The 25,887-nt window shown below is 56.7% G+C and carries 21 protein-coding genes, 1 CRISPR repeat array and 1 riboswitch; of the genes, 11 read left to right on the top strand and 10 right to left on the bottom strand.

Annotation, left to right across the window (positions count from 1 at the left end; genetic code table 11):
- Window positions 1-71: 71 nt before the first annotated feature.
- Window positions 72-947: an alpha/beta hydrolase-fold protein gene (locus P8S54_RS12575; RefSeq protein ID WP_281444101.1), complete on the top strand. Its 876-nt coding sequence runs from the start codon at window positions 72-74 to the stop codon at window positions 945-947.
- A 180-nt stretch (window positions 948-1,127) separates the two neighbouring features.
- A complete protein-coding gene (locus P8S54_RS12570) occupies window positions 1,128-1,454 on the top strand; it encodes a hypothetical protein (RefSeq protein WP_009097032.1) in 327 nt (108 codons plus the stop codon).
- A 222-nt stretch (window positions 1,455-1,676) separates the two neighbouring features.
- A CRISPR array of direct repeats spans window positions 1,677-9,210; the repeat unit is 29 nt; unit sequence CGGTTCATCCCCGCTCGTGCGGGGATCGG.
- 110 nt (window positions 9,211-9,320) lie between these two features.
- Here P8S54_RS12570 and cas2e read toward each other — a convergent pair.
- The 7 genes from cas2e to casA are packed head-to-tail and all read right to left on the bottom strand — an operon-like array spanning window position 9,321 to window position 15,513.
- Window positions 9,321-9,614 (bottom strand): type I-E CRISPR-associated endoribonuclease Cas2e, encoded by a 294-nt coding sequence (gene cas2e, locus P8S54_RS12565; protein WP_035564117.1) that lies wholly within the window; start codon window positions 9,612-9,614, stop codon window positions 9,321-9,323.
- Window positions 9,615-10,535 carry a type I-E CRISPR-associated endonuclease Cas1e gene (gene cas1e, locus P8S54_RS12560; protein WP_281441994.1) on the bottom strand — a complete coding sequence of 307 codons (921 nt, stop codon included), beginning with the start codon at window positions 10,533-10,535 and terminating at the stop codon, window positions 9,615-9,617.
- A gap of 9 nt (window positions 10,536-10,544) precedes the next feature.
- The gene (cas6e, locus tag P8S54_RS12555; RefSeq protein ID WP_281441993.1) at window positions 10,545-11,234 is read right to left on the bottom strand and encodes a type I-E CRISPR-associated protein Cas6/Cse3/CasE; all 690 of its coding nucleotides are present in this window, start codon (window positions 11,232-11,234) and stop codon (window positions 10,545-10,547) included.
- Window positions 11,234-11,983, bottom strand: a complete 750-nt coding sequence (gene cas5e / locus P8S54_RS12550) for a type I-E CRISPR-associated protein Cas5/CasD (RefSeq protein ID WP_281441992.1) — start codon at window positions 11,981-11,983, stop codon at window positions 11,234-11,236. Before cas5e ends, cas6e begins: the two co-directional genes overlap by 1 nt.
- 9 nt (window positions 11,984-11,992) lie before the next feature.
- Window positions 11,993-13,084, bottom strand: a complete 1,092-nt coding sequence (gene cas7e, locus P8S54_RS12545; RefSeq protein WP_281441991.1) for a type I-E CRISPR-associated protein Cas7/Cse4/CasC — start codon at window positions 13,082-13,084, stop codon at window positions 11,993-11,995.
- A gap of 60 nt (window positions 13,085-13,144) precedes the next feature.
- Window positions 13,145-13,810, bottom strand: a complete 666-nt coding sequence (gene casB, locus P8S54_RS12540; RefSeq protein ID WP_281441990.1) for a type I-E CRISPR-associated protein Cse2/CasB — start codon at window positions 13,808-13,810, stop codon at window positions 13,145-13,147.
- Window positions 13,810-15,513, bottom strand: coding sequence for a type I-E CRISPR-associated protein Cse1/CasA (gene casA, locus P8S54_RS12535; protein WP_281441989.1), 1,704 nt, complete (start codon window positions 15,511-15,513; stop codon window positions 13,810-13,812). The genes casB and casA overlap by 1 nt, the downstream gene beginning before the upstream one ends.
- Before the next feature lie 434 nt (window positions 15,514-15,947).
- Here casA and P8S54_RS12530 point away from each other — a divergent pair, with 434 nt between their 5' ends.
- Window positions 15,948-16,379 carry a DUF29 domain-containing protein gene (locus P8S54_RS12530; protein WP_281441988.1) on the top strand — a complete coding sequence of 144 codons (432 nt, stop codon included), beginning with the start codon at window positions 15,948-15,950 and terminating at the stop codon, window positions 16,377-16,379.
- 5 nt (window positions 16,380-16,384) lie between these two features.
- Here the strand turns inward: P8S54_RS12530 and cas3 are convergent, their stop codons facing one another.
- Complete coding sequence (gene cas3 / locus P8S54_RS12525; RefSeq protein ID WP_281441987.1) at window positions 16,385-19,060, bottom strand: CRISPR-associated helicase Cas3'; 2,676 nt, start codon at window positions 19,058-19,060, stop codon at window positions 16,385-16,387.
- Between the two features lie 160 nt (window positions 19,061-19,220).
- On the opposite strand from cas3, the gene P8S54_RS12520 reads away from it, so the two are divergent.
- The 6 genes from P8S54_RS12520 to P8S54_RS12495 all read left to right on the top strand — a co-directional run bounded on the left by P8S54_RS12520 (window position 19,221) and on the right by P8S54_RS12495 (window position 23,735).
- Window positions 19,221-19,880, top strand: coding sequence for a hypothetical protein (locus tag P8S54_RS12520; protein ID WP_281441986.1), 660 nt, complete (start codon window positions 19,221-19,223; stop codon window positions 19,878-19,880).
- A gap of 151 nt (window positions 19,881-20,031) precedes the next feature.
- Window positions 20,032-20,181 carry a hypothetical protein gene (locus tag P8S54_RS12515; protein WP_168183922.1) on the top strand — a complete coding sequence of 50 codons (150 nt, stop codon included), beginning with the start codon at window positions 20,032-20,034 and terminating at the stop codon, window positions 20,179-20,181.
- Window positions 20,178-20,912 (top strand): ABC transporter ATP-binding protein, encoded by a 735-nt coding sequence (locus P8S54_RS12510; RefSeq protein WP_009097026.1) that lies wholly within the window; start codon window positions 20,178-20,180, stop codon window positions 20,910-20,912. Before P8S54_RS12515 ends, P8S54_RS12510 begins: the two co-directional genes overlap by 4 nt.
- Window positions 20,896-21,777, top strand: a complete 882-nt coding sequence (locus tag P8S54_RS12505) for a metal ABC transporter permease (protein WP_009097025.1) — start codon at window positions 20,896-20,898, stop codon at window positions 21,775-21,777. The genes P8S54_RS12510 and P8S54_RS12505 overlap by 17 nt, the downstream gene beginning before the upstream one ends.
- A 41-nt stretch (window positions 21,778-21,818) precedes the next feature.
- Window positions 21,819-22,919: a zinc ABC transporter substrate-binding protein gene (locus tag P8S54_RS12500; protein ID WP_281441985.1), complete on the top strand. Its 1,101-nt coding sequence runs from the start codon at window positions 21,819-21,821 to the stop codon at window positions 22,917-22,919.
- A gap of 120 nt (window positions 22,920-23,039) precedes the next feature.
- A complete protein-coding gene (locus tag P8S54_RS12495) occupies window positions 23,040-23,735 on the top strand; it encodes a cupin domain-containing protein (RefSeq protein ID WP_281441984.1) in 696 nt (231 codons plus the stop codon).
- Here P8S54_RS12495 and P8S54_RS12490 read toward each other — a convergent pair.
- Both P8S54_RS12490 and gloA read right to left on the bottom strand, forming a co-directional pair.
- Window positions 23,716-24,081: a DUF6164 family protein gene (locus P8S54_RS12490; RefSeq protein ID WP_281441983.1), complete on the bottom strand. Its 366-nt coding sequence runs from the start codon at window positions 24,079-24,081 to the stop codon at window positions 23,716-23,718. The genes P8S54_RS12495 and P8S54_RS12490 overlap by 20 nt on opposite strands.
- Window position 24,082: 1 nt before the next feature.
- Complete coding sequence (gene gloA, locus P8S54_RS12485) at window positions 24,083-24,616, bottom strand: lactoylglutathione lyase (RefSeq protein WP_009099049.1); 534 nt, start codon at window positions 24,614-24,616, stop codon at window positions 24,083-24,085.
- A 190-nt stretch (window positions 24,617-24,806) separates the two neighbouring features.
- Between gloA and P8S54_RS12480 the strand changes: the two genes are divergently transcribed.
- Window positions 24,807-25,181 (top strand): DUF2237 domain-containing protein, encoded by a 375-nt coding sequence (locus P8S54_RS12480; protein WP_281441982.1) that lies wholly within the window; start codon window positions 24,807-24,809, stop codon window positions 25,179-25,181.
- Between the two features lie 171 nt (window positions 25,182-25,352).
- Window positions 25,353-25,697: a hypothetical protein gene (locus P8S54_RS12475; RefSeq protein WP_009099045.1), complete on the top strand. Its 345-nt coding sequence runs from the start codon at window positions 25,353-25,355 to the stop codon at window positions 25,695-25,697.
- Between the two features lie 93 nt (window positions 25,698-25,790).
- Window positions 25,791-25,883: riboswitch (TPP riboswitch) on the top strand.
- Window positions 25,884-25,887 lie beyond the last annotated feature (4 nt).

The following is a 25,887-nucleotide window of genomic DNA, read 5'->3' as shown; positions in this document are numbered from 1 at the left end:
ATTTAATTCCTGGAGGCCACGTGCTCATCTCTTCTTTAGCGTATTTTTTTAAGCGCGTTTGGCGCAGTTTAATTGCTTTTACCATTGGTTTGGCGATAAGCAGTAACACGATGGCTGGCGATATATCCCGCGAGCAATTCACCTCACCCACGCTAGGTCACGACTACCCTTATACAATTTATTTACCCCGGGGTTATGACAAAGATGCTCAAGCTCCCTACCCCGTTATCTATCTACTCCACGGCTCGTTTGGTAATGAGCTTGACTGGGCCACCCAGGGTAACCTTCCCCAAATAGCCGGCCGACTAATAAGTGCTGGCCACATACCCCCTACAGTATTTGTCATGCCGGGCAGCCGAAGCTGGTGGGTAGATGGATATAACGAGCCCGCCCGCAGCGCCTTTTTCGATGACCTGTTACCGCATATCGAAAGCACTTATAACGTTGGCAACACTCGCCAACTGCGTGGGGTTGCCGGGCTATCGGCCGGTGGTTACGGCGCACTGAACTTCGCCCTAGAGCGGCCCGATATGTTCGCGGCTGTAGCGGCATTAAGCCCAGCAAGCTACGTGCCCACGCCGCCCGCAAACTCCTCAGCCAAACGACATCCCGCGTTTCAGAATGAGCAGGGGCAGTTCGACCAAGACCTGTGGACGCGGCTCAACTATACCGCTCACTTAGAAGAGTACCGCTTTCTTGTTACACCAAGGCCAAGTTCGACTACCAGCGATATTCCCCCCGTACCGCTTTACATAAGTGCGGGGCGCCGTGATGTATTCGACGCGGAGTATCACGCTCGGGTACTACGCCAAGCGATGGAGCGTATTCAGCCAGGCTACGTGCGGCTCGATTTATACCCAGGCGGCCATACTTGGCGCGTATGGCGAGCAAGCCTGCCGGCAGCGCTGAACTTCATGTTTCAATATGTAGAGCGGCCCGAGGAATAAGCCACAGCTGGGTTCTCTCTGCTAGCGTTGGCGGTGTGTTAAGTAATAAGACAAGCTCCACCTGAAAACGCCCTCTCAGCATTGAAATACTGCATTGGCGGAATGGCACCTTCATTATCTACACTGGAGGTAGGCAATTATTTTCTATCCCTTTTCTCACCCACTACTAAGGATACTGCGATGCATAAGCATATCGAATGGGATGACCCAGGCAGCGCCAGCGTAGCGGAATACTTTAAGAACGATCCGGATCACATGCCGCCCTACCCAGGCGCCATTCTTTCAGCCCGCTACATGGGCAAAATTATACGCGTGAAAGTTGAAACCTACCGAGAAGAGGATGCCGTCAGCATTGGCAGCGTCGCAGCTATCCTCGACAAATACGGCCACCGCTTTCAATCCCATCAGAAACTCGACATGGGCGATATAGTGCGCCTGCCCGATGACAAACGCGCGATGGAGCACTGGCAAGAAGACGAGGACGATAAGGAGGAAGAGAAAGAATAACCCCGCCAACGCCGTCCAGAAAACTCAACCAAAAACGCCTGGGCGGCGTAAGCTCTGCCTCTTTTCACGAGCTAAGCACATTTTTAGTAGCACGGCGTAAGCATTAGCGCACTTACAGCGGTGGCCCGGTGTGAACGCAGCGTGCAGCGGTGCCTGGGACACATATCCTCAATCCAGCTTCAAAGCTGACTGGTCGGCCGTTTAGTGTAAGACATAAGAAACACAGTTCATCCCGCTCGTGCGGGGATCGGTGAAACGAACTACATGCCCTCCCTTCCCGTTACGGTTCATCCCCGCTCGTGCGGGGATCGGACGCATTGATAGCGGCAGGACAAGCCTTATTCCGGCTCATCCCCGCTCGTGCGGGGATCGGATTAGGCTTTTTACCATCGTGCGCATACGAACCGGTTCATCCCCGCTCGTGCGGGGATCGGGGCAGCTTGGTTAACGATACCCTGCAGCCAGTCGGTTCATCCCCGCTCGTGCGGGGATCGGGTCGTTATAGGTGGCCATCGCATTGGCCGTGTCGGTTCATCCCCGCTCGTGCGGGGATCGGCGCCCGCCGCCATCGCTAACCGCCGGGGCGGCCGGTTCATCCCCGCTCGTGCGGGGATCGGTGCACCCACCGCCAGCGCTTAACGCCTGCTGACGGTTCATCCCCGCTCGTGCGGGGATCGGGCTCTTTAGCCACTGGCTGGCAGCATGCAGGCCGGTTCATCCCCGCTCGTGCGGGGATCGGGCCACCAGCGAACTGGAATGGGAGTACGACAACGGTTCATCCCCGCTCGTGCGGGGATCGGAGTGGGAACGCTACCCTCACCAATGATGCCAGCGGTTCATCCCCGCTCGTGCGGGGATCGGCTTGATGAAATCTGTTCGCTGCGCTGGTCAGACGGTTCATCCCCGCTCGTGCGGGGATCGGACTCAGTCCATCGGTCGACTTCTTGGCTTTGTCGGTTCATCCCCGCTCGTGCGGGGATCGGAGGGTGATACAGCGATTACCCTGGGGCGTGGACGGTTCATCCCCGCTCGTGCGGGGATCGGATTTGCTCAATAGCGCCCTGGCTACGCTCTAACGGTTCATCCCCGCTCGTGCGGGGATCGGAGGCGCGCCACGTCGACCGGGTAACACGTGACCGGTTCATCCCCGCTCGTGCGGGGATCGGACGCTGAGCAAGAGCGGCACGATCACCAGCTCCGGTTCATCCCCGCTCGTGCGGGGATCGGAGCGCGGCAGCGTAAACAGCAGTTCCGTACTGCGGTTCATCCCCGCTCGTGCGGGGATCGGCGCGTAGGGGTTGCCTGCGTCCAGCATGACCACGGTTCATCCCCGCTCGTGCGGGGATCGGTGTCAGATTCAAAGATGTTCATAAATCGGTTCCGGTTCATCCCCGCTCGTGCGGGGATCGGTGGCGCTAGCAATGGGGGTAGAGCGTAAGACGCGGTTCATCCCCGCTCGTGCGGGGATCGGAAATTTGAGCCTTCAGTTCAGCCTAGTTTGGACGGTTCATCCCCGCTCGTGCGGGGATCGGTCTTAATGTATGGAGCCATCTAGGCAAGCAGCCGGTTCATCCCCGCTCGTGCGGGGATCGGTTATCTGCGAGCGCGCGGGTTTTAAACCAAGGCGGTTCATCCCCGCTCGTGCGGGGATCGGGCGTGAAGCTCTGATAAGCATGTCACGGCCAGCGGTTCATCCCCGCTCGTGCGGGGATCGGGGCGTGGGCTGGGTGTTGTGTACCAGCACGCGCGGTTCATCCCCGCTCGTGCGGGGATCGGTCCCAATCATTAGTAGTACTCCCATACTATTACGGTTCATCCCCGCTCGTGCGGGGATCGGAAAGCGGCCATCTCTGGAATATAAGTAACGATCGGTTCATCCCCGCTCGTGCGGGGATCGGCTGTCAACGCTGTTCTGGTTGCTGCGAAAAAACGGTTCATCCCCGCTCGTGCGGGGATCGGCGAATTCTGCGGCGGGCGCTGCTGTTGGTAGCCGGTTCATCCCCGCTCGTGCGGGGATCGGGTAAGCTCGGTGAAATTAGGAATCAGGGTGTTGCGGTTCATCCCCGCTCGTGCGGGGATCGGCTTATTGCCTTTACCTACGATATTGAGCACCCCGGTTCATCCCCGCTCGTGCGGGGATCGGTTAGTCTTTGGTGAGGGCTACAACCGACCAAGCGGTTCATCCCCGCTCGTGCGGGGATCGGTCCTCATAGCGCCTCATCCATCGCAACACGCGCGGTTCATCCCCGCTCGTGCGGGGATCGGATCGCGGAACGCGGTTAGCTTCTTTTGCTGGTCGGTTCATCCCCGCTCGTGCGGGGATCGGGTCCTCAGTGCCTGAGCTAGAACGGTTGAGCGCGGTTCATCCCCGCTCGTGCGGGGATCGGATCTCGGCAATGCCGCCGTCGCGGGCGTTGATCGGTTCATCCCCGCTCGTGCGGGGATCGGCCGGTTGACGTGGTTAGGCCAGCATAAAATCACGGTTCATCCCCGCTCGTGCGGGGATCGGTCCCTCCGCCACCTCGATTGTAAAGCCCTGTTCGGTTCATCCCCGCTCGTGCGGGGATCGGGCGCCGATAGTGCTAGCGCTAGCGCGGTTGGTCGGTTCATCCCCGCTCGTGCGGGGATCGGGATAATTTTCATTTCTCACTCTCCTCTAGCTGCGGTTCATCCCCGCTCGTGCGGGGATCGGTTTTAGGCGCTTGTGAAGGAAACGCTCCAACGCGGTTCATCCCCGCTCGTGCGGGGATCGGATCTTTAGCAGAGGTCGCCATGGTCGCGGCAGCGGTTCATCCCCGCTCGTGCGGGGATCGGGTCTGCGTTTAGCTCGCGGGCTTTAGACCAGACGGTTCATCCCCGCTCGTGCGGGGACCGGACCCGGGATTTGCAGGAGATGGCGAAGCCGAGCGGTTCATCCCCGCTCGTGCGGGGATCGGCCGCAACTATTCAAGGTGGTAATGATGGACGGCGGTTCATCCCCGCTCGTGCGGGGATCGGTTTTTAAAAGTCTATTTGCCGCTTGGTAACTGCGGTTCATCCCCGCTCGTGCGGGGATCGGGCGGCCTATCTCGATCAACGTATAAACGACCCCGGTTCATCCCCGCTCGTGCGGGGATCGGCGCACGACATAAAATACCCGCTACAATTCACACGGTTCATCCCCGCTCGTGCGGGGATCGGATCGTTGAGTTCCTCGTAAGGAAGTCCCAATGCGGTTCATCCCCGCTCGTGCGGGGATCGGTGCAGTGATCGCAGAGTCGAACGAGCCGATGGCGGTTCATCCCCGCTCGTGCGGGGATCGGTGCAGTGATCGCAGAGTCGAACGAGCCGATGGCGGTTCATCCCCGCTCGTGCGGGGATCGGACGCGTTCGCCTTCGACGTATCGATCGCATTTCGGTTCATCCCCGCTCGTGCGGGGATCGGGGTTATCGTCTTGGCCAGTAGATTCACTGGCACGGTTCATCCCCGCTCGTGCGGGGATCGGAACTGCGGCCATGAGCAAACTAGAAATTAATCCGGTTCATCCCCGCTCGTGCGGGGATCGGTGTTGATCTGGAGTCGTGGCTCGGGGACTACGCGGTTCATCCCCGCTCGTGCGGGGATCGGCTGCCGATTCGAGCAGCTCTATTAATTTTGAGCGGTTCATCCCCGCTCGTGCGGGGATCGGGATGCGTTGCTTTAAAGCGGCCTCAGCTACGTCGGTTCATCCCCGCTCGTGCGGGGATCGGATCTAACCATTACGCAAGCCACAATGAGCAGCCGGTTCATCCCCGCTCGTGCGGGGATCGGGCCCCACGCCTTGGCGTCTTCTTCGGTGTGGTCGGTTCATCCCCGCTCGTGCGGGGATCGGGCTCAATACCAACTCGCCAGTAGCGTTCTCTACGGTTCATCCCCGCTCGTGCGGGGATCGGAGATCGACGTTCACTAATTGCATAATTTCGCGCGGTTCATCCCCGCTCGTGCGGGGATCGGGCCACCGATTCCACGTTTCAGCGTTGAGCGTGCGGTTCATCCCCGCTCGTGCGGGGATCGGGCCATGACTTCACTTTGGCGGCGCAAGCGTGACGGTTCATCCCCGCTCGTGCGGGGATCGGTCTTAATGTATGGAGCCATCTAGGCAAGCAGCCGGTTCATCCCCGCTCGTGCGGGGATCGGTTCATCCCGTTGTAGATAGTGTTCTCGATGCGCGGTTCATCCCCGCTCGTGCGGGGATCGGAGTATCACGGCTGACATTATCAGGAGCGGAAACGGTTCATCCCCGCTCGTGCGGGGATCGGCAGCGACCGGCGCAGCGTGCCTCCAGCACCGACGGTTCATCCCCGCTCGTGCGGGGATCGGGCATGGTAGTAGCGCTCTACGTCCTGGCTGGGCGGTTCATCCCCGCTCGTGCGGGGATCGGCTATTGGCGACACCCTAGCCGGTGGCCAAATCCGGTTCATCCCCGCTCGTGCGGGGATCGGGACGATGCCTGGCTGGCCACGCGCAGCACTGACGGTTCATCCCCGCTCGTGCGGGGATCGGCACTAGCCACTGCCCTGAGAGAGGCCCGGCGCCGGTTCATCCCCGCTCGTGCGGGGATCGGTTTAGCTGCTGTATTAGGCCGGTGCCGGATACCGGTTCATCCCCGCTCGTGCGGGGATCGGCTGTGAAGCCGCTTTAAAATCAACCCCGCCAGCGGTTCATCCCCGCTCGTGCGGGGATCGGTATGTGAAGATCGAAATGGTGAAGAATGGGGGCGGTTCATCCCCGCTCGTGCGGGGATCGGCGTTGACAATCTAAAAGCTCGTCTCGTACCGGCGGTTCATCCCCGCTCGTGCGGGGATCGGTGTCCGTCGGCTTTAGCCCATGGAGTCCACCACGGTTCATCCCCGCTCGTGCGGGGATCGGTGGCGTCACGGTGCCAGGGGATTCGGTCGTGTCGGTTCATCCCCGCTCGTGCGGGGATCGGTTCGCTCTTGCTGGTCACAGCGCCCGCAAACCCGGTTCATCCCCGCTCGTGCGGGGATCGGCGCTGATTTAGCGAGCGCCTTGGCTGTATTAACGGTTCATCCCCGCTCGTGCGGGGATCGGGTGTTGTTAAATCGACGGTTAATGCGCTCGCGCGGTTCATCCCCGCTCGTGCGGGGATCGGGCCGCAAAACGCTCTCTTGTCTCAAAGCTGGACGGTTCATCCCCGCTCGTGCGGGGATCGGTATGGGCCTGTGCATTAGCGTCACTGTTAACGCGGTTCATCCCCGCTCGTGCGGGGATCGGTAATTTGTATGCTCTGCCAGTCGTGAAGTATTCGGTTCATCCCCGCTCGTGCGGGGATCGGGGTACGATAACGAAGATAACATTGGTGAATGCCGGTTCATCCCCGCTCGTGCGGGGATCGGGCCTAGCTGAGCACGCGCCTCGTCAATGAGCGCGGTTCATCCCCGCTCGTGCGGGGATCGGGTGTCAATCATATCTAGCGCCCGCTCTATCTCCGGTTCATCCCCGCTCGTGCGGGGATCGGTGACACTGAGTCATACCACTGCGTCCGGTCGCCGGTTCATCCCCGCTCGTGCGGGGATCGGTAAGTTGCGAGTGATAGGTTTATCTGCTACTCCGGTTCATCCCCGCTCGTGCGGGGATCGGTGCCGCTTTGGCTAACGCTGCGAACGATGTCACGGTTCATCCCCGCTCGTGCGGGGATCGGGGGCGGGCGCACGCTGCATTATGCTAGCGCGGCGGTTCATCCCCGCTCGTGCGGGGATCGGATGCAGCGGGGCGCTAACCCCGCCGCGTATCGCGGTTCATCCCCGCTCGTGCGGGGATCGGTCGCCCGCCTGGGTCGTCGCTTTCATCCATCGCGGTTCATCCCCGCTCGTGCGGGGATCGGGCAATGGAAGATGCCATGCAGTATAAGTCCAGCGGTTCATCCCCGCTCGTGCGGGGATCGGACCGCCGTAACGATTATCGAAAACCGCACAGACGGTTCATCCCCGCTCGTGCGGGGATCGGTCGTTCAAATGATGGGCGGATGGGAGCGCGTGCGGTTCATCCCCGCTCGTGCGGGGATCGGGAGCGGCTAGTGGAGCCGTCTGCGCCGGTAACCGGTTCATCCCCGCTCGTGCGGGGATCGGATCACCACCATTTTAATAGGCTGCTTGATGCGCGGTTCATCCCCGCTCGTGCGGGGATCGGGTAACTGAGGCCAAGTGGGATGACGGCGGCGACGGTTCATCCCCGCTCGTGCGGGGATCGGGCGAAAACGTACGCAAAGCCAGCGCGCCAGAACGGTTCATCCCCGCTCGTGCGGGGATCGGCCCGCAGCTCTGTTCAGCGTTATGGCCAAGATCGGTTCATCCCCGCTCGTGCGGGGATCGGTGACAGTTCCGTTTATCGGTACCAGTGGTATCCGGTTCATCCCCGCTCGTGCGGGGATCGGCAGTGGATTATGACGGCGCGTTAGGGCTCGTTCGGTTCATCCCCGCTCGTGCGGGGATCGGGAGCGCAAACCAGACTCCGATAGCCTGGTGCGCGGTTCATCCCCGCTCGTGCGGGGATCGGGTGTAACATCCCCCAACCACAAGTTCGGCAGGCGGTTCATCCCCGCTCGTGCGGGGATCGGCTACGACAACATCCCGATCAATGGGAACCTTACGGTTCATCCCCGCTCGTGCGGGGATCGGGAGAAAGTACCAATGCCAGCATTTGCAGAAGACGGTTCATCCCCGCTCGTGCGGGGATCGGTGTGGTCAAATGATATGAATGTATTTATCTCTCGGTTCATCCCCGCTCGTGCGGGGATCGGGTCATACAAGTTCTTAGCGGTAAAACATACAGCGGTTCATCCCCGCTCGTGCGGGGATCGGGCAGGAGACGCTGACCCAGTTCAAGGCGGCCACCGGTTCATCCCCGCTCGTGCGGGGATCGGGGTGGCATCGGGTGCGGGCAGCAGCTGCTCACCGGTTCATCCCCGCTCGTGCGGGGATCGGCGGCTCCACAATGCATCCGCCGCACACCCTGGCGGTTCATCCCCGCTCGTGCGGGGATCGGATTGTGACCCGCAACAACCGCAAGGTGCAGGCCGGTTCATCCCCGCTCGTGCGGGGATCGGCTCATCGGAATAACGGCTCATTACGCGACCTCCGGTTCATCCCCGCTCGTGCGGGGATCGGCGCAACCTGATCGGCTCGGCCATTACCACCGGCGGTTCATCCCCGCTCGTGCGGGGATCGGTTGCCCAGCCATTTGGTGGGGCTGGCCCCGTACGGTTCATCCCCGCTCGTGCGGGGATCGGCGGCCTGCTGGATGCGGTGTTGACCCAGAAGACGGTTCATCCCCGCTCGTGCGGGGATCGGGAGCGCACCCGGTTGAAGCGCCCGTGGGCGGGCGGTTCATCCCCGCTCGTGCGGGGATCGGTGCCAGCTAACACCAACAGCCGCCGTGTGCAGCGGTTCATCCCCGCTCGTGCGGGGATCGGGGCAGGGTCCACCGCAAAGCCGTCCACCTCCGCGGTTCATCCCCGCTCGTGCGGGGATCGGTGCATGGCCTGCGGAAGGTGATAGAGCAGTGGCGGTTCATCCCCGCTCGTGCGGGGATCGGGCGTAGATGGCACGGCCTGATGTGTTGGCTAACGGTTCATCCCCGCTCGTGCGGGGATCGGGTGGCGTCCGCCTTCTTGGTGGCGGGCTTGGCCGGTTCATCCCCGCTCGTGCGGGGATCGGCTGGCCGACACCCAGCAGGGCGCAACCTTTGGCGGTTCATCCCCGCTCGTGCGGGGATCGGACTAGTTGTAGATATTTGATCTACAAGAAGAAAATAGCAGATAAAAATTCTACCAGCTATTTTGCTTACTTTTTAACCACTTTAAGTTGTTAAAGATCAAATAAAATCAGTTAGTTAACTTGAGGCGGTAAAAAGCGCACCAAACGTAATCCGTCATGGTCAACCGGCTCACGGCGGTTTTCACCGTAGGTTTGAAATTCAAAACCGGATTCATGGTTGCTAGCCCAAGCCATGGCAACATTGCCATCTTCGGCTAACGCTTCGACTTGCTCCCAAATCATTTCGCGAATGCGCCTGCTTACATCACCCACATAAACACCTGCTCTAATCTCTAAAAGCCACACGGCTAACCTGCCGCGTAGGCGTGGGGGCACCGCCTCTGTAATCACTACGAGCATCGCCATTTATCCGCTCCTATGCCCAGCATCGCCAACCGAAGCGGGTTCGGGAATAGCAGGTGGAACCGCATCGGGTGCTGGCGGTGGGGGCTGTATATCGCCAGCAGCAAGCACATCTTCGATCATGGGGATTAAGCGCTGGAGAATTCGGGATTGCTTGAATGCATCGCGGCAAGCGATACGAACTTCTCTTTCTGGCATGGGGGGATTGCGCGCCGCAACTCTAAAGGCCGCGGGCACCACGGTTTCAAACTTCACGATATCGGCAATATCGTACACAAAGCTCAGCGGCTTACCGGTGTGCAGATACCCAATCGCTGGTGCGTAGCCTGCGGCCAAAATGGCGGCTTCAGTAATTCCGTATAAGCAAGCCGTTGCCGCGGATAGGCATTGGTTAGCAACATCCGATGCATCCCACTGTTTTGGGTCGTAACGGCGTCCGTTCCATTTAACGCCGTACTGTTTGGCTAACAGTTGATACGTTTTACGCACTCTGGCGCCTTCCATACCGCGTAGTTGCTCGATGCTGCGACGGGAAGGCGGCTCCTCGCCAAAACGCAGCTCAAACATTTTGCGTACCACTTTTAGGCGCAGTTTTTCATCCAACGCTAACTGCGCTTGATAGAGCAATTTGTCTGACCTCGCGCCGCCCGGTTGGCCAGCGCTGTAAAGCCTTACTCCGGCATCGCCTACCCAAATCAGTAGCGTGCCTACCGTAGCGGCGAGCTTAATAGCGGCATGAGAAACTCGGGTACCCGGCTCAAGCAACAGACACGCCACCGAACCCACCGGAATATGCATGCGCTCGCCATTAACTTCATCAATAACGACGAAAGCACCGTCGCGTACATCTATCTGCCCCATCCCGATAAAGATCATCGACATACGGTCTTTTTCGGGGATGGGCTTTAGTGGAATAAAGCCCATATTGTTCTCCTAAGGTCGGCGCAGCAGTAGTAAGCCACCGCCAAATGCCTTGGCCCGCCCAATGCCGTGGGCCATAGTTTCGATCAGCTTTCCTGGATCGGTGACTTCTAGCAGCCCTTCATAATCCACTGTAGAAAACTGAACCGGCTTTCCGCTGCCTTTGTTTAATACATGTTGGCGGTAGGCACCGAGCTCAGGCGTAACCGGCAGGCGAAAGCCCCATGTTTCAGCGCGACTTTCGAGCCACTCACGGGCCTTACTATTCATCGCATCAACGCAGGCTTGACTTGTACGCTGCCCCGGCGGGAATGGCTTTTTGGCGGCCATTAACACGTCGGCACGCTGGCCACGTTGCCCCGGCACATGCACTGCCATGGTGGGGTTAGCACGCAGGCGAAATGCCAGCCTATCGCCCACGTTAAGCTCTGGTGCGTAAGGTTTGCTCTCTGCGGTAAGTAAGCCTGCCACTGATACAGGTTTGCGGTCTGAAAGGACATAAAAGTGCGGTAACCCTTTTATGGCTCTACTCTCTTCGGCTTCTTCTATTTCCTGTCGGAAAAGAAACGGGCGTGGGCCTTCATATTCGGGAAATAGCTGCCATAAAAGCTGATGCGCGGTATAGGCTTCTGCGTTCAGCACATCAAACAGCTTTTCGCGAGACAGCCCATTGAAGTCCACACGTACGCGGGAGAGATACATTAGCGTGCCTCCTCAGCTGCCACTGAACGGCGAAACTCTAACCGAGGGCCAAACTGCCAGCGGCGGCGATTTAGCGGCAAATCCCATACATCGTTGTACTCTGCCACTTGGCTGCCATCTAAACCGCTCGCCTCGCCTTCCCATGCGTATAACGCTTCATCAGGAAAACGCAGTGCCTTTCTGTCTTCTTGGCAGTTAACCGCCAGCTTAGGAAACGCCACATCCAGGGCTTCCTTAAGCGTGGCGCACTGCCGTAATTGAGGTGCAAGTGGCGCAGAGGGCGGGCAGGATTTGCGCCCTAAATAAAGCGGGTAATGGGGTGTTTTTAGCGCTTGCTCAAGTTCAGAAAGCGTTAGGGTTGCTTCGGGCGTTAGCCAAACGGCTACTGTCCATAGACCGTCGCAGCGATAATCCCGGCTAGAGAGGATTGTTTTCAGCGCATCGCGCGGCCCGCTTAGCTCTTCTTTGCGGGTGTGGTAGCTCACTTTTGACTGTGCGGCGGGCATCTGCACCGTGTGGTAGTCGCGCATTAGCATACCGGAGGTGTACTGCTTGACACCCATGGCAATGCTGTCACGTAGTTGCATTTGGCCTGCATCGTCATCGCGACGAATACCTAGGGCGGCCCCCAGCAATCCCAAAACAGCCCCTTTACCCGGATAAGTTGCCGTAGGGCGCGTCTCACCAACGGCAGCCTCCCCCCAACTGGCAAGCGGCGCATAGAGCCGAAAAATAAGATAGTCGGTCATGCCGCCTCCTTACTGGTCGGTTTTTAAGAAAGCGATCAGTTCAGCAAGATTGCCTTTCTTAACCTCACCTTTTAGCTGCGGTCTTTCATAGTCAGGTTCGGCACTGATGACAAAGCGGCTATCGGCACCTGCTTCATAAGCATCATCAAACGCTTGCGCTTGGCGCTCCAGGCTCTTAATCGCATCACGCGTTTGATCCTGGCCCGTCACGGGCCGCAGGTAGGCGGTGGAGAGTGAGCGCGGCTGTTGATTGCCTTTTTCCGCCAGTACGTAGCTCGCGTGGGCGCGGGAACCGAAACTATTTTGCTTGCCTTTGGGGGAGGTTTTAACTGCAGCTTCCACTAGCGCAGCAATCGCTTGGTCGGCTAGTTCACTGTTACCCTGCAGGTTCTCAACCAACTGCTGGCGGTCAATGCAGATATAGAGGTAGAACAGCCCGGCACCAAAGCCAGATTCACCAATATGCGCCGCGCCGCGGTCTTTATCGCCCGTGTTTAAATCATCAACAGCGGTAAAGTAATCATCTTCCACTTCGGCAGCATGTACAGTGATGGCATGGGCCACTTGGCAGGCAGCATCAACGTTATATTCAGGCACCGCTGCTAACATACGGCCAAACAGCGCCACATCGGCGGCGGCGGGCTTGTGGCGCAAGAGCTTTAATTCATCATCGTTTGGCTCGCGCTTCTCTGCCGCCAGCGTTTCAACCAATGCGCTGATCGCTTGGCGCTCCTCCAAGCCAACGTGCACTAATTGTTCAATTTCAAACTCTTTGGCTTCGCCTTTTTCTACTTTGCGCAATTTACCAAACACACCGGCTATTTTTTCTGCGCTCGCCGCTGCAGTTTTTTCATCCAGCCCTTTTTCTTTCATTTCTTTATAGGCTTCAGAGCCTAAACGCTTGGTGCGTGTACCCACATGCCCCGCCAGTGCTTCTTCAAAGAGCGCAGAGGTACGCCAAGTGCGCTTGAGGCTTTGCGACGAAACACGTAGGCGCTTGGCACCACCCATCAAGGCGGTTTTGGGGCGGCCTAAATCATCGCGGTTCAGGTTGGCGGGCGGATAAGAAGTCAGCAGGTGCAGTTGAATAAAGTGGCTCATGAATAACTCCGTTCGTGATGTCTATATGAAGCTAGAAAGGTTGATCGCCAGTCGTAAAAATCAGTCGCTGCCATGGCTATAGCGAGACGTTGCGGCGAAATAGTCATTTGCCAGTACAAACCCAAGCCGCTGGGTAGGCTTGGCAGATAAACGTCCACGATGCTCACGCCACCAGAGCGCGATAACACTCGCCAGCAGTACGACACTGATTTCTTTCTTATCCGCAAGCGCCAGCGCTCGGCGTAAGCGCTGGATGAACTCTTCCGGCGTACGGCAGGAAAGAAGTTGCTGAAAACGCAGCTCACTCATCAGCGGTTTTTTGGTTTGCTCTTTTTGCTGGCCAAGCCGCGTGGCTAACGATGCGCCCTTCTTTTCTTCGCGCAACTCCGCAGCTATTAACGCAATGCATGCCCACACTTGTAGCTTTTCATCGCGATAATCCGTTTGTTTCGTCGCTTCCGGCAGCATCGCCCATAGCTCACGAAAACCTTGGGTTAACATGGCGGCCTCAGCGGTATCACAACGTCGCAGTACCGCTCTTACACCACGAGGCAGTGGTGGCTGGGGGGTGAATGCTTTCAAAGCCTGTGAGGTTAACGTCAACCGCTGCCACCACCGGCGCAGGGCGGCGGCTTCATCCAACTTCAAAGCGACGAGCGCTTTTTTCTCCGCCTCGGACAAAATATCTTCTTTGTCGATTGTTTCCGGCGTCTCCACATCACTCATCAGGCGTCTCCTGTCATTGTTGCAGCAGAGGCCGCTTTACGCTTGGCCTTCGCGGAGGGGTCAAAATCACCCTGTTGAATAAAGTCACTCACCACTTTGCTACCTTTGCTCTTGCCACCAAGAAAGCTTTGCAGCTGCCGATGGGCGGCGGTAGCACGTTCTAGATCCATGCTTTCCTGGGAACCGCTTAGGGCTAGGTCTTCGAATACACGCATGGCTTCACGCTTAAGGGCGAAGTACCAACGCTCAGCAATGACAGGAGGGATATGCGGTGGCGGCGAGTCTTGTTGCAGCACCTGCTGCAGGGCTAGCAACGCTTTAAAAAACTCAGGCTCGGTGGCATCGTAAAACTGGTTATCAATGGCGCTCATATCGCCCTTGGCATCCGATGGACGCGAGAACCAGGCATTTTTGACTTGGGTGCGCACCATCCAAGCGATATTGCGAGAAAGCTCTGTCAACTGGTGAGCCCAGGCGCGAAGCCTTTCCTGCTGGCCTTGTGGAATGTCTACCAGGGGCATTTCGACGCTGTACCAGCCGCGCGGCTTCATGTTGTCCATGTCGTAGCCGAACACCCATAAACGCGCCTCTCTCAGCAGCGTCTGAATGTCTTCTCCACGACCTCGTTCTTGTGTCACTAGCTTTTGTTTGTCGATGTAACTTTTCAGCACCGCTGCCGCGATTGCACCACTGTTCTCTTCATCATTCAGTACAAAGCCCGACCAGTGCCTATAGCCAAGCCCACCCGGCTGACCTTTACTGGAAAGCGGTAACTCATTGGGCTTTTTGGGGTCACGTCGATAGGGTGTTAGCGGGTGTAACCAAGGGCCGTCGTAATTTGCCCCCTGCTTTTTAGCGCGTAATTCGCGCACTACCCGCTGTGTTTTTCGTCCGCAAATATCACACGGGCATGCATCTGCGTCTTCAAATAGCAGCCGAAAGCGGCGCGGCATTGACCAATAAGCGTGTAGGGGGTGGGTATCTTCAGGGTGCACCTCGGTGCCTTTTTTATCGCTTACCCGCGTATTGGCCATCCAGAAAAAGAGCGAAGGTTCTTCTGGATGCGGCGCTGTCCACTGCTGGCCTTTTTGGGTGGCTTCTTTCTGTGTAATGACGTTTAGCCACAGCCGCTCCCACAGGCTGGCATCTGATGACTCCGGCATCACCAGCGTTGTCAGCGGCCCCCCGCCACGCAAGCCCACACGGATACCAGCGCCGCCCGCAGGGGCGTTAATCTGCATGGTGTACAGCGCTATAGCCGCGCAGGCGTTACACATCACCTCAACACGGCCGCGCTTTACGAAAAAGTCAGTATTATTTTTGATGCCGTTAGCGCCAGGGGCATCGATCAATAAACCACTGACGGTCGCGTTTTTCACATCGTCCAGCGGGTCAAGGTCCTGCATAAACCGGGGGCCATCGCCGCCCAATTCATAAGCGCTACTGAAAGGCGCGAAGGCTTTATCCAACGCTGCAACACTAGGTGGCTCCATTAACAAATCAAGCCAGTCATCATGGGTTTTCGGCGGCAGTGTGGTCTGCAGCAGGCCGATCAGAAACTGGTAGGCCGCCCCTTGAAAGTCCGCCCGTGGCTGGGCCAGATTGATTACGTCAGGATCAGCTAGCGCCGAAGGAGGGCGACACTTAACCTCGCCGCTGCGATGGAGAAACGGCAACCAAGGGTCGCCACCGATCAAGTTCATACTCTTACCTCCTGCCCAGCATGTGAGCAATTCGCTTACTTAGCTTCCAAAGGAACAGCCATGCCAAACGCTCAACGATGCTGACCCAATCCCACTCACCCAGTCTTTCAAAAAAGCCCTTTATCCAGCCGAGCATATGCAGTAGCCCCCATTAAGATAATGAGGAAAGCATAGGAAATAAAAAAACATAAGTAAACAATCCAAATCAAATATGTTTTCTAGAAAACTAGCCAAACCAATAATTACAGGTCAAACTTAATAAGCCTAACAATCCCCGCACGGGCGGGGATGAGCCGTAAACTAGGCAGATCAAGTAAGCAATTGAGCCTTGTTCCCCGCATGAGCGGGGATTTACCTAGATAAGCATTTGCAGAACTGTCGAACCATTTATTGATGCATGCGTTTGCGTCACATGGATGAAGAGGATCAGGGTAATGGCGATTCATTATGAGCAGGATGCCTATGCCTGGGCGCTTGAACAGGCGGGGCTTCTGCGCGCTGGAAAAGTGGACAAGTTGGATCTGGAGCATCTTGCCGAGGAGATTGAGAGCATGGGCAAAAGCGAGCGACGCGCCTTGATTAGCCAGTTGGCCCGCTTGCTGATGCACCTGCTGAAATGGGATCACCAGCCGGAACGACGTTCGCGTAGTTGGCGGCTGACGATTCAGGACGCTCAAACCAAGGTGAATCGCCTGCTGAAAGATAACCCTAGCCTGAAGGCATCTCTGCCTGAGTTGATGAACGAAGCTTATGACGATGCTCGCCGTGCCGCTGCGATTGAAACTGACCGAGAACCGCAGGAATTCCCGGAGCAGTGCCTGTACAGCTTCGAAGAAGCCATGAGCTTTCAACCCAGCGAACATTGATTGCCTCATGGCGCTGGCTCCTTACTGCCTAACCTAACTCCCCACTGGGTGTCGTAGTCACAATCTGAGTCATCACCAGGCAGCCAAGACTGGGTGTACTTCAATGCTTTATAGCGCTCTTGAAGGGTAAGCCACTGGCTCTCATGGCGGCTTGGCAGCGCTGCCAACTTGGCTGCCTGGCTTTGGCGTAGCTTCACTTGGCTAAGTATATCGGCATGGCGGCGCTCTCCCGCCCACAGCGCCAGCTCGTTATCGTCGGTGAGTAACAACAGCACAACATTGACCGTAGGCTCATCCATAAGCCGTGTACCTATCTCTTGTTCTTCCTGCCACTGATCGCTTTTTACATAGCCCTCTTCCAGGTTGAGCGCGTTGAAATTAGCCATTGAGCCTGCCGTTTTCTGCATTCCCTTTTGTTCGTAGCGCGCTGCTTGCAGGGCATCAGGAATATCATCAGATACAGCGCCATACACACTTTCAATGAGATCTCTCGCCTCTTCGGGCATACGGATTGCTTCTAAACGACACAATACCCTCTGCGTTAACCAACTTAACGAGGTATCGCGATAGACCGCCTGGGTGCCCGGCAGCGTTCGCTTAAGCCAATGTTCGTCGGGATCATCTGCCCAAGGCGGCGACAGCACCAGCAGACGCGGCAGGCAGCGCTCACCACGCTGGTGGCGCTGTAAGCGGCCTGCCCGCTGGATAAGTAGGTCAATAGGGGCAATATCGCTGATCATCACATCGACATCGCAGTCGAGAGACTCCTGAAATACCTGGGTACTGATCAACACTTGACCCTTACGTATTTCAGGCGTTGAGTCTTTGCCTAAACGCTCAATGACCTGAGACTCAATGCGCTGCCTATCCACCATGGCAAAGCGGCTGTGAAACAGCAGGCAGCATTCAGGATCAGGGTGGCGGGCGGCGATGGCTTCGAATGCACGAATAGCGTCATCAACAGTATTGCGCACCCAAGCGATACACTCACCGGCCTCCACTGCCTCCAGCACCACCTCTATCGCCTGTTCTTCTTCGGTTAGCCAAGCGACTTCAACACTCCTGGACACCTCTTTGCGCGAGCCCAGTGGCAACTCCAGAGGCTGCCCTTCGCTCACATGGGTCAGTAACGGAAAGTCATCTTTTTGTGGTTCCGTTGCGGGCTGCCCAAGCCCCTTTTGCCAAGCAGCCATTAAGGCACTGCGCATGGCACGGGGAAGCGTGGCCGTTAGCAGAATAGCGCTGCCGCCCTGCCGGGCATGGTAGGCCAACAATTGGCTGAGCAGTGTTTGCATGTAATTGTCGTAGGCGTGCACCTCATCAATGACGAGCACCTTTCGCGCCAGCCCGTATAAACGCAGCGACTGGTGGCGAAACGGCAAAATGGCCATTAACGCTTGGTCGATGGTGCCTACGCCCACCTCCGCCAGAAGCGCCTTTTTACGCGAATCTGCGAGCCATTGATTGCAACGACTAGTGGCCGACAATTCGCTAGCGGTGTAATCCAAATCGGTAGGCTGAGGCACGGCAACGGCGGCGATAAACTCGTCGTTTAAGTCACGCGCACCGTGGGCGAGGACAAAAGAGGGAGAGGATTCAGCGGTATAAAAGCGGCGATGCAAATTACCCAGCCGCGAATACATAGCATTGGAAGTTGCCATCGTAGGCAGTGCAAAATAAAGCCCATCACCATGGCCTGCCGCTAACAAGCGTTGGGTAAGAATACAGGCAGCCTCGGTTTTTCCTGACCCGGTGACATCTTCCAAGATAAACAGTTGCGGCACATCCGTTAGTGCTACTGTCTCGGCGGCATGCTGCAAGGGCGTTGGTGTAATGGTTTGTTTGCCAAACCAGTCAGCCATACCGTCGTAAGGCAAGGGCTTAGAAATCTTGTTAAACCCTGTTTCTTGCAGCGCGCTTTCAGCATTGTTTAACGCAATTTGCCAATAATCGGCGAGAGGAAGCTGCTCTTGAAGATAGGGGAAATGATCCTGGTTCGAGCCTAGCCAATCACTTAACGTTGCCCATCCGGCGATTGTCCAGCTTAGCGTCTGCAGGGCATAAACCCACTCTTCAGAAAACAGCTGCTCGATTGGCCACTCTGGCGGAACGACGTTAGCCCAGTCAGCAATGAACTGGCGAGCAACTTCAGTATCATCTGCGTACTCATCACTACAGAAAAACATCTCTATATCGACAGAGCCTGCGCTTACTGGCTGACCGTGATGACCAAAAAAAGGCGCAGTTAAGATAGGCAGAGCTGCGCGTAGGGACTTGCGATCAGTGCGAGTCAACTCAGCTGACCACTGCAATGTGCCGTCTTCAAACCAGTCTAGCCATTTAGCCTCCCAAATCACTGCGCCTAAGCGGTCATGGCGCTCTTTGTAGATATATTGCGCAGCGGTAGGAACTAAGGAGACGCTTGAAGTTGGTTGAAAAAGCCCCTGAAAAGCTCGGGAGAACTTACCGATATCGTGCAGCCCAAGCCAAAACACCAGCAAATTTCGTAGCTGCTCCGGCTTTAAACTCAATTGAAGCGCCAAACGCTGAGTTAATGGCTTATCTGGAGAAAGCAGCAACCAACCCACGGCTGCCACATCCAAGCTGTGATATGGCAGTAAGTGGCACTCGACAGCCTCTTCTTTGGCCTGCGCTTTACCCCAATAGTGGTAATAAGTCACCGTAACCTCGATCTTGTTATTTTATCGCTCTCATCTAATCATTCTTTACCTTATAAAACCATTGATCCTCGTCATACTTAGCCGTCTCTAATTGCACGCTAATTTTTCGGTTACACCGTGCTACGCTTAGCGCTACTGCTTCTCTTTATAGGCTTTCGCCATGCATGCTTTTCGTCTTATTGCCACCTTGGTTACCACCTTGGTGATTGCCCTGCCTGCGCACTCACAAACCCAGGCAGATTGGGCGGCCTACGACGAGGTATTTGAAAACGGGGCGCGCCACGCAACGTGGTGGGATGCGGGCTGGACGGGTATTTACGCGACGAGCTTAGTGGTCAATGCTTATCAGTCCAGCGAGGCGAATAGCCGTGACGACCGCTTTGATGCGCGGGTGGGCACTATAAAGTCCGCCTTGGCACTGGGTGGCATGTTGGCTGACCGCCAGCCACACCAAGCGGCACTGGTTGAGTATGAGCGTTTAAAAGCACGTGGCGAGCTAAGCGGTGTACAGGCGTTAGGGTTGGAGCTTGCTCAAGCTGAACGGACACGCCGCGGCGTTGAGGCGCGCATTAGCTCGCTAGTAGTCAACACCCTTGCCGGGGCCGTGATCGCCGCTGATGGCCGCGAGCGGGACGGTGCGGTGAATTTTGCTACCGGCATGTTAATCAACGAGCTGCAAATCTGGAGCCAGCCTAACCAAGCATCAAGCGCGATTAACCGCTTTCAGCCTGCCCGCATGTCGTTAGGGCCTGTTACGCTAAATGGCGAGTACGCACTGCTTATCTCCCCGCAGCACATTGGCGCCACATGGCGCTATTAGCACTTTTCTACCGGCATTTCTCTACCGTTAGTGCTTTTTTCTTACCACATTTGCCATTGTCAGTACGGTGGGGGCGCGTAAAATACGCGCCAAACTTTTTTGTTTTACTAAATGTTATGTTATAACTTATTAATCGTAGACGGAGTCATCCATGAGCGAGCGAACGCATCGCCATAATCGCGAAGGGCCCTGCCACTTTTCACTGATGTCACTTTCCGCCACCAAACGGCTTGGCTTAGTGGTTCTGCCGCTGCTGGTGCTGTGGGGGTTGGTGGTCTGGGCGGGTGGGTGGCCATTATGAGCAAGCCCACCCTTTCACGCTTGGAACTGCATGACCTCCACCTTGCTCAGGGCGGGCGCACCGTACTCGAGCATGTAGACGGTGATTTTAAACCCGGCGCGATTAGCGCTCTGATTGGCGCCAATGGCGCCGGTAAAAGCACGCTGATTCAAGCCATTATGGGCGAGTTACGGCCTACCAGCGGCAAAGTAGTGTGCACGGTTGATAAAGCCCGCCGTGCGTGGCTGCCTCAGCAGTTGGCGCTAGACCTGACCTTCCCCATGAGTGTGGAAGAGCTGGTAATGACCGGCAGCTGGCCAAGCCACGGGGCGTTAAAAGGCTACTGCGCGGCGCATTATCGTAAGGGCCGCGAAATTATGGCACGGCTGGGTATTTCCCACTTGGCCCATCGGCCGCTAGGCGAGCTTTCCGGTGGTCAACGCCAGCGGGCTCTGATTGGCCGCACCCTCATGCAGGAAGCCGAGCTGCTACTGCTTGATGAACCGTTTGCCAACGTGGATAGCGATACGGTGGATATTTTGATTCGCATTTTGCGCCAAATGGCCGACGACGGCACTACGATTATCGTGGTGCTGCACGATATGGATCATCTGCGCCGCTTGGCAGATGAGGTGCTGATGCTAAACGGTGGGCATGCGCGCTGGATGGCGCCAAGTGCGCTTAACCATCAGCATGCGCCAGCACAGGTGGTGCCATTTACCTTAGGGGGGCATCATGCTGGCACTGCTTGATGCGTGGTTTATTGCGCCCTTCGATTACGGGTTTATGCGCCGTGCCGTGGTAGGTGGCTTAGCGCTTTCATTAGCGGCCCCGCCCCTTGGGGTGTTCTTGGTGCTGCGCGGTATGAGCTTGATTGGCGATGCCATGGCCCATGCCATTCTGCCCGGTGTGGCGCTAGGTTTTCTACTGGCGGGCTTTTCGCTTCCCATTATGAGCGTTGGGGGCGTGCTGTTTGGGCTGCTGGTGGCACTGCTGGCGGGGGCGGTTTCCAAAATGGGCGGGCAGCGGGAAGACGCTGCCATGGCGAGCTTCTTTATTATCTCGCTGGCCGCTGGGGTAATGCTGATCTCGATTGGCGGCAGCAGCGTGGATTTAACCCACGTGCTGTTTGGCTCAATTTTGGCGATTAACTCCACGGCGCTGGTGCTGATTGCTTCGATCAGCACACTGATTGTACTGACCTTGGCAGTGATTTTCCGCGCACTGGTGGTGGAGTGCTTGGACCCTCTGTTCCTACGTGGGCAAAGCGGCCGCAGCGGCTGGGTACACAGCGTGTTCTTGGGGCTGCTGGTGCTGAACTTAACCGCCGGCTTTCAAACCCTGGGCACATTGATGGCCGTGGGGCTAATGATGCTGCCCGCGACATCGGCACGTTTTTGGAGCAAGCGCCTAGAGGGCTTGATCGGCATTGCCATTGTGTTGGCAATGATCGCGAGCACAGGCGGGCTGCTGCTCTCGTTTCACCTGGATATTCCCTCTGGGCCGAGCATTATTTTGCTGGCAGGGGTGGGCTATCTACTGTCGGCACTGTTCGGCCGCTACCACAGCTTAGCCGCTAAGCTGCGGCGTAAAACAACGCCGCTTGCGCTTGAATAGGTGCCATCACGTTTATTACTTAAAATGGTAAGGAGTGTTGTATGTCGCTTTCCTCTTCCTCGCGCTGGCTCGTAGGTGTCTCCGCAATGCTGGCACTACCTGCGGCCATTGCTAACGAGCGGGTTAACGTTGTCACCAGTTTCTCTATTTTGGCTGACATGGTCGAAAATGTCGGTGGCGAGCACGTTAACGTTACCTCGTTGGTCGGCCCCGATGGCGATGCCCATGTTTACTCCCCTAGGCCTGGCGATGCCCGCGCATTAGCCGAAGCGGATGTGGTCGTTTTTAATGGCCTGCTGTTTGAAGGCTGGATGGAGCGATTGATCGACGCAAGCGACTACTCGGGGGTTTTGGTAACCGCCACCGAGGGTATTAACGCCCTTGCATATAACGAGCACGATGAGCACGGTCATGACGATCATGGGCACGACCACCACGGTCATGATGATCATGGGCACGGTCATGACGACCATGACCACGGGCATGACGACCATGACCACGGGCACCACGATCACGAACATGGCGATGATGACCCTCACGCTTGGCAGGATCTGCAGCAAGCTAAGGTGTATGTAGCGAACATTCGTGATGCCTTAATGGAAGCCGATAGCGCTAACGCCGATACTTATCAGGCCAATGCCGAACAGTACCTCGCTGAAATGGCAGAAGCAGATGCTGAGATTCGTGCTCTGATTAGTGAAATACCCGCCTCTGCCAGTGTGATTACCGGTCACGACTCGTTTGGTTACTTCTCTAGCGCTTATGGGGTGAACTTCCTTTCCCCAGTAGGGCTTTCCACCGAAGCTGACCCAAGCGGTGCCAGCATGGCGGCGCTGGTGGACGTGATTGAGCAGGAGAATGTTAAAGCGTTGTTCCATGAGAACATGACCAATCAGTCGATCATTGTTCAGCTAGCCGAAGAGACTGGCCTACCTATTGCCGGCACGCTCTACGCCGATGCGTTGGCAGCGGAAGGTGAGGCCCGTACTTACCTAGGCATGATGCGCCATAATGCGCGTGTGCTACACGATGCGCTGGCCGAGCCGGGTCATGACGATCATGGTCATGATGACCACGACCACGACCACGACCACGACCACGACCACGACCACGACCACGACCATCATGGTCATAGTCACTAAACGTCACTGCACACGTTTAAAACCGCCGAACAGGCGGTTTTTTTTGCATTGCATTTTAGCCCTGGGATAAGGAGACTTGTCAGTAATCCCTCGTCTTCACCCCAGCAAAGAGCCCTTACCATGCGCCTGAACGCCGATTTTAGCCACTTTGCCTGTGTTACGCCGGAAGAATATCGTTGGGTAGCGTCTCCCAGCGCGGGCGTGGAACGGATGATGTTAGACCGCGTTGGCGATGAAGTAGCCAGGGCTACCAGCCTAGTGCGCTACGCGCCCAACAGCCAGTTTAGCCATCACACCCATGGCGGCGGTGAGGAAATCTTGGTGCTTGAGGGGGTATTTGCCGATGAGCATGGCCGCTACCCCGCTGGCAGCTATTTGCGCAACCCGATTGGTACTGGGCATACACCCCAGATTGGCAACGAAGGCGCGTTAATTCTGGTTAAGCTGCATCAATTTGATAAAGATGACCTTCTGCAACTTGCCGTCCCCGCCCACCGCTTGCCCTGGCAGCCTGACCGCCGCGCTGGCCTTACTTACAAAATGCTGCATACCTACCACTCAGAACAGTATGGCCCAGAGCGGGTAAGCCTGGAGCGCTGGGAAGCCGACGTAACAGTCTCCTACCCTACTCTTAGCGGCGGGTTAGAGCTCTTTGTACTGGAAGGGTCGCTGTGGGAAAGCAGCACCGAGTACCCTGCAGGCAGCTGGTGCCGCTACCCCGCTGGCGCCGCACTTCAACTTAAAGCAGGCGGCAGTGGTGCACAGCTTTATTTAAAACGCGGCCATTTGGCCGCCGTTAGTCTATCAAACCTATAAATGGCAGTAGCGTGATCAGGATAATCATCACAACGGCTACCATAACCAGCAACACTTGAAACGGATGCGCGGCCAAGCGCCGCCATAGCGTTGGCGCTTCTCCCCTGGCAGCGGCATCATCATACGCTTGCCGAGCCTTCACTTGGCGTTCAGCCTGGTACTCTGCCAACGCTGCCTCTGCCGCTTCACGTTGGTGGGGGTTGCGAAGCCAGATGGCATCTACCCCCAGGCGAAAAAACCCCGCCTGGGTTTCGTAGATGTCAAAGCCGCGTTCATCCAGTAGTTGGCGAACTTCCAGCGCCTCTTCATCCGTTACGTGTCGTAGCCGAAATAACAAATGGGCCATATTAGTCGCCCATCGCCGCCATGCGGTCTGCCTGAATCACTTCAATCCAGTAGCCATCTGCGTCTTTGACGAAAATAACGTCCTTCATTTTGCCCTGGTCGGCACGCTTAACAAAGGTAACGTTATGCTCGTCAAACCATGCTTGGGCGGCTTCCAAATTCGGTACGTTAAAACAGATATGCCCAAAACCTTGCGGCTCTGCATTGCCATCGTGATAAGCAAAATCTTGCTGGTTTTCGGTGCCCCAGTTATGAGTTAGCTCTAGCAGGCCTTTTTGGCTGAATGTCCAGGCGGTACGCGCCTGGGTCTCTTCGGGTACGTTATCCCCCGCGGCCACATTACCTAGAAAATAGAGCGAAAACTGCATCTCCTCAAAGTCCAGGCGCCTTAATACCTGCATACCAAATACCTTCGAGTAAAACGCCAGAGCACGCTCGGGGTCTTTCACCCGCAGCATGGTGTGATTTAAGCAAAACCCTTGGGTTTGCGGTGCGACGGGGGCAACCCCTGGGTGCTGTTCACCTTTAAACGACATGGGTCTCTCCTGCGGCTGAATTAACCAATACAAAATACCCTAGAGGGGCGTAAATACTTTGACGAAGCGGTTACTTTGCACAAGGCTTTAGAGTGCTGAATATCATCACCTCATAAAGCGCTTTTCTACCTCAACGATACTTTATGAAGGCAGCATTTAGCGAATTCTAGCCTTTACCAAAGGAGACCGCATGTCCCGTGACCGTAATGTACTGGGTGAGCCGCTAACTCCCTGCTGCCACTCTCCTAAAACTGGGTTCTACCGCGATGGTTTTTGCCGCGTGGGGGCCGATGATGCAGGCGTTCACTCAGTGTGCGCCATGGTGACAGAAGAGTTTTTAGCTTTCTCACGTGCTCAAGGTAACGACTTAATCACCCCTCGCCCTGAGCATAAATTTCCCGGTTTGACCCCCGGCGACCGCTGGTGCCTCTGCGCCCACCGCTGGGCCGAAGCCGCTCAGGTGGGTCTTGCGCCACCGGTGATTCTTTCAAGCACCCATGAGCGGACGCTAGAAATTATTCCGCTGATTAAGCTTCAGCAGCATGCTCTGGACGCAGTGCGTTAACCACAAAGCCGTACAATCGATATATAGTGACTGGAAATTTTATGCAAATCTTCTACACTTGCGTATCAAATGCTTTACAAAACGAGTCTAAACCGGACTCTTTAGAGACGACTAACTTTCTCTTTAACAACCGTTAGATGACCCGCGAGCGGGGTCAATCTGGAGCTTGTCATGACTGCAATCGATATGACCCTGGGCGACCGACTAACGCTGAAGCAGCTGTCTCATGTGCTGCAAAACGGCTTTTCACCGATAGTGGAAGTCGAGTCGATGGATGGTATCTACAAAGTACGCTTTCATCACGCTAATGGCGTCTCTGATTTATGCAACAGTGAAGGTCACGTCAGCACTTTTATGGGCACCGGTGAAATCCGCGATGCCCTTGGCCAACTAGGGCTAACACATGGTGTGCTTACCTTTGCCGACCAGTGCGGCGATGAGATGATCGGTGTGGAAGGCAAAGCGATAACGCCGGACGAGATGCTTACCTATGGAACGCGTATTTCCTTTCGGTAGTCACGTACTTAGCTAGTCTCGTAGCTGCCCGTTTTTGGAAAGCACTTCCGGCAACCCAAAGCTTTACAGATCCGTTTAAGCCAAGGATAGTAGGCCCCACGACAGGGGCGCCGTTATGACGGCTGAGAAGCACCCTTTGAACCTGAACCGAATAACACCGGCGTAGGGAGTCGTGGTGCCTCTACACCAC

The sequence above is a fragment of the Halomonas sp. M1 genome (genome assembly GCF_029581375.1).
GTDB lineage: Bacteria > Pseudomonadota > Gammaproteobacteria > Pseudomonadales > Halomonadaceae > Vreelandella.
The sequence above is the reverse complement of the archived record's forward strand: the minus strand, read 5'-3'. Positions and strand labels throughout refer to the sequence as shown.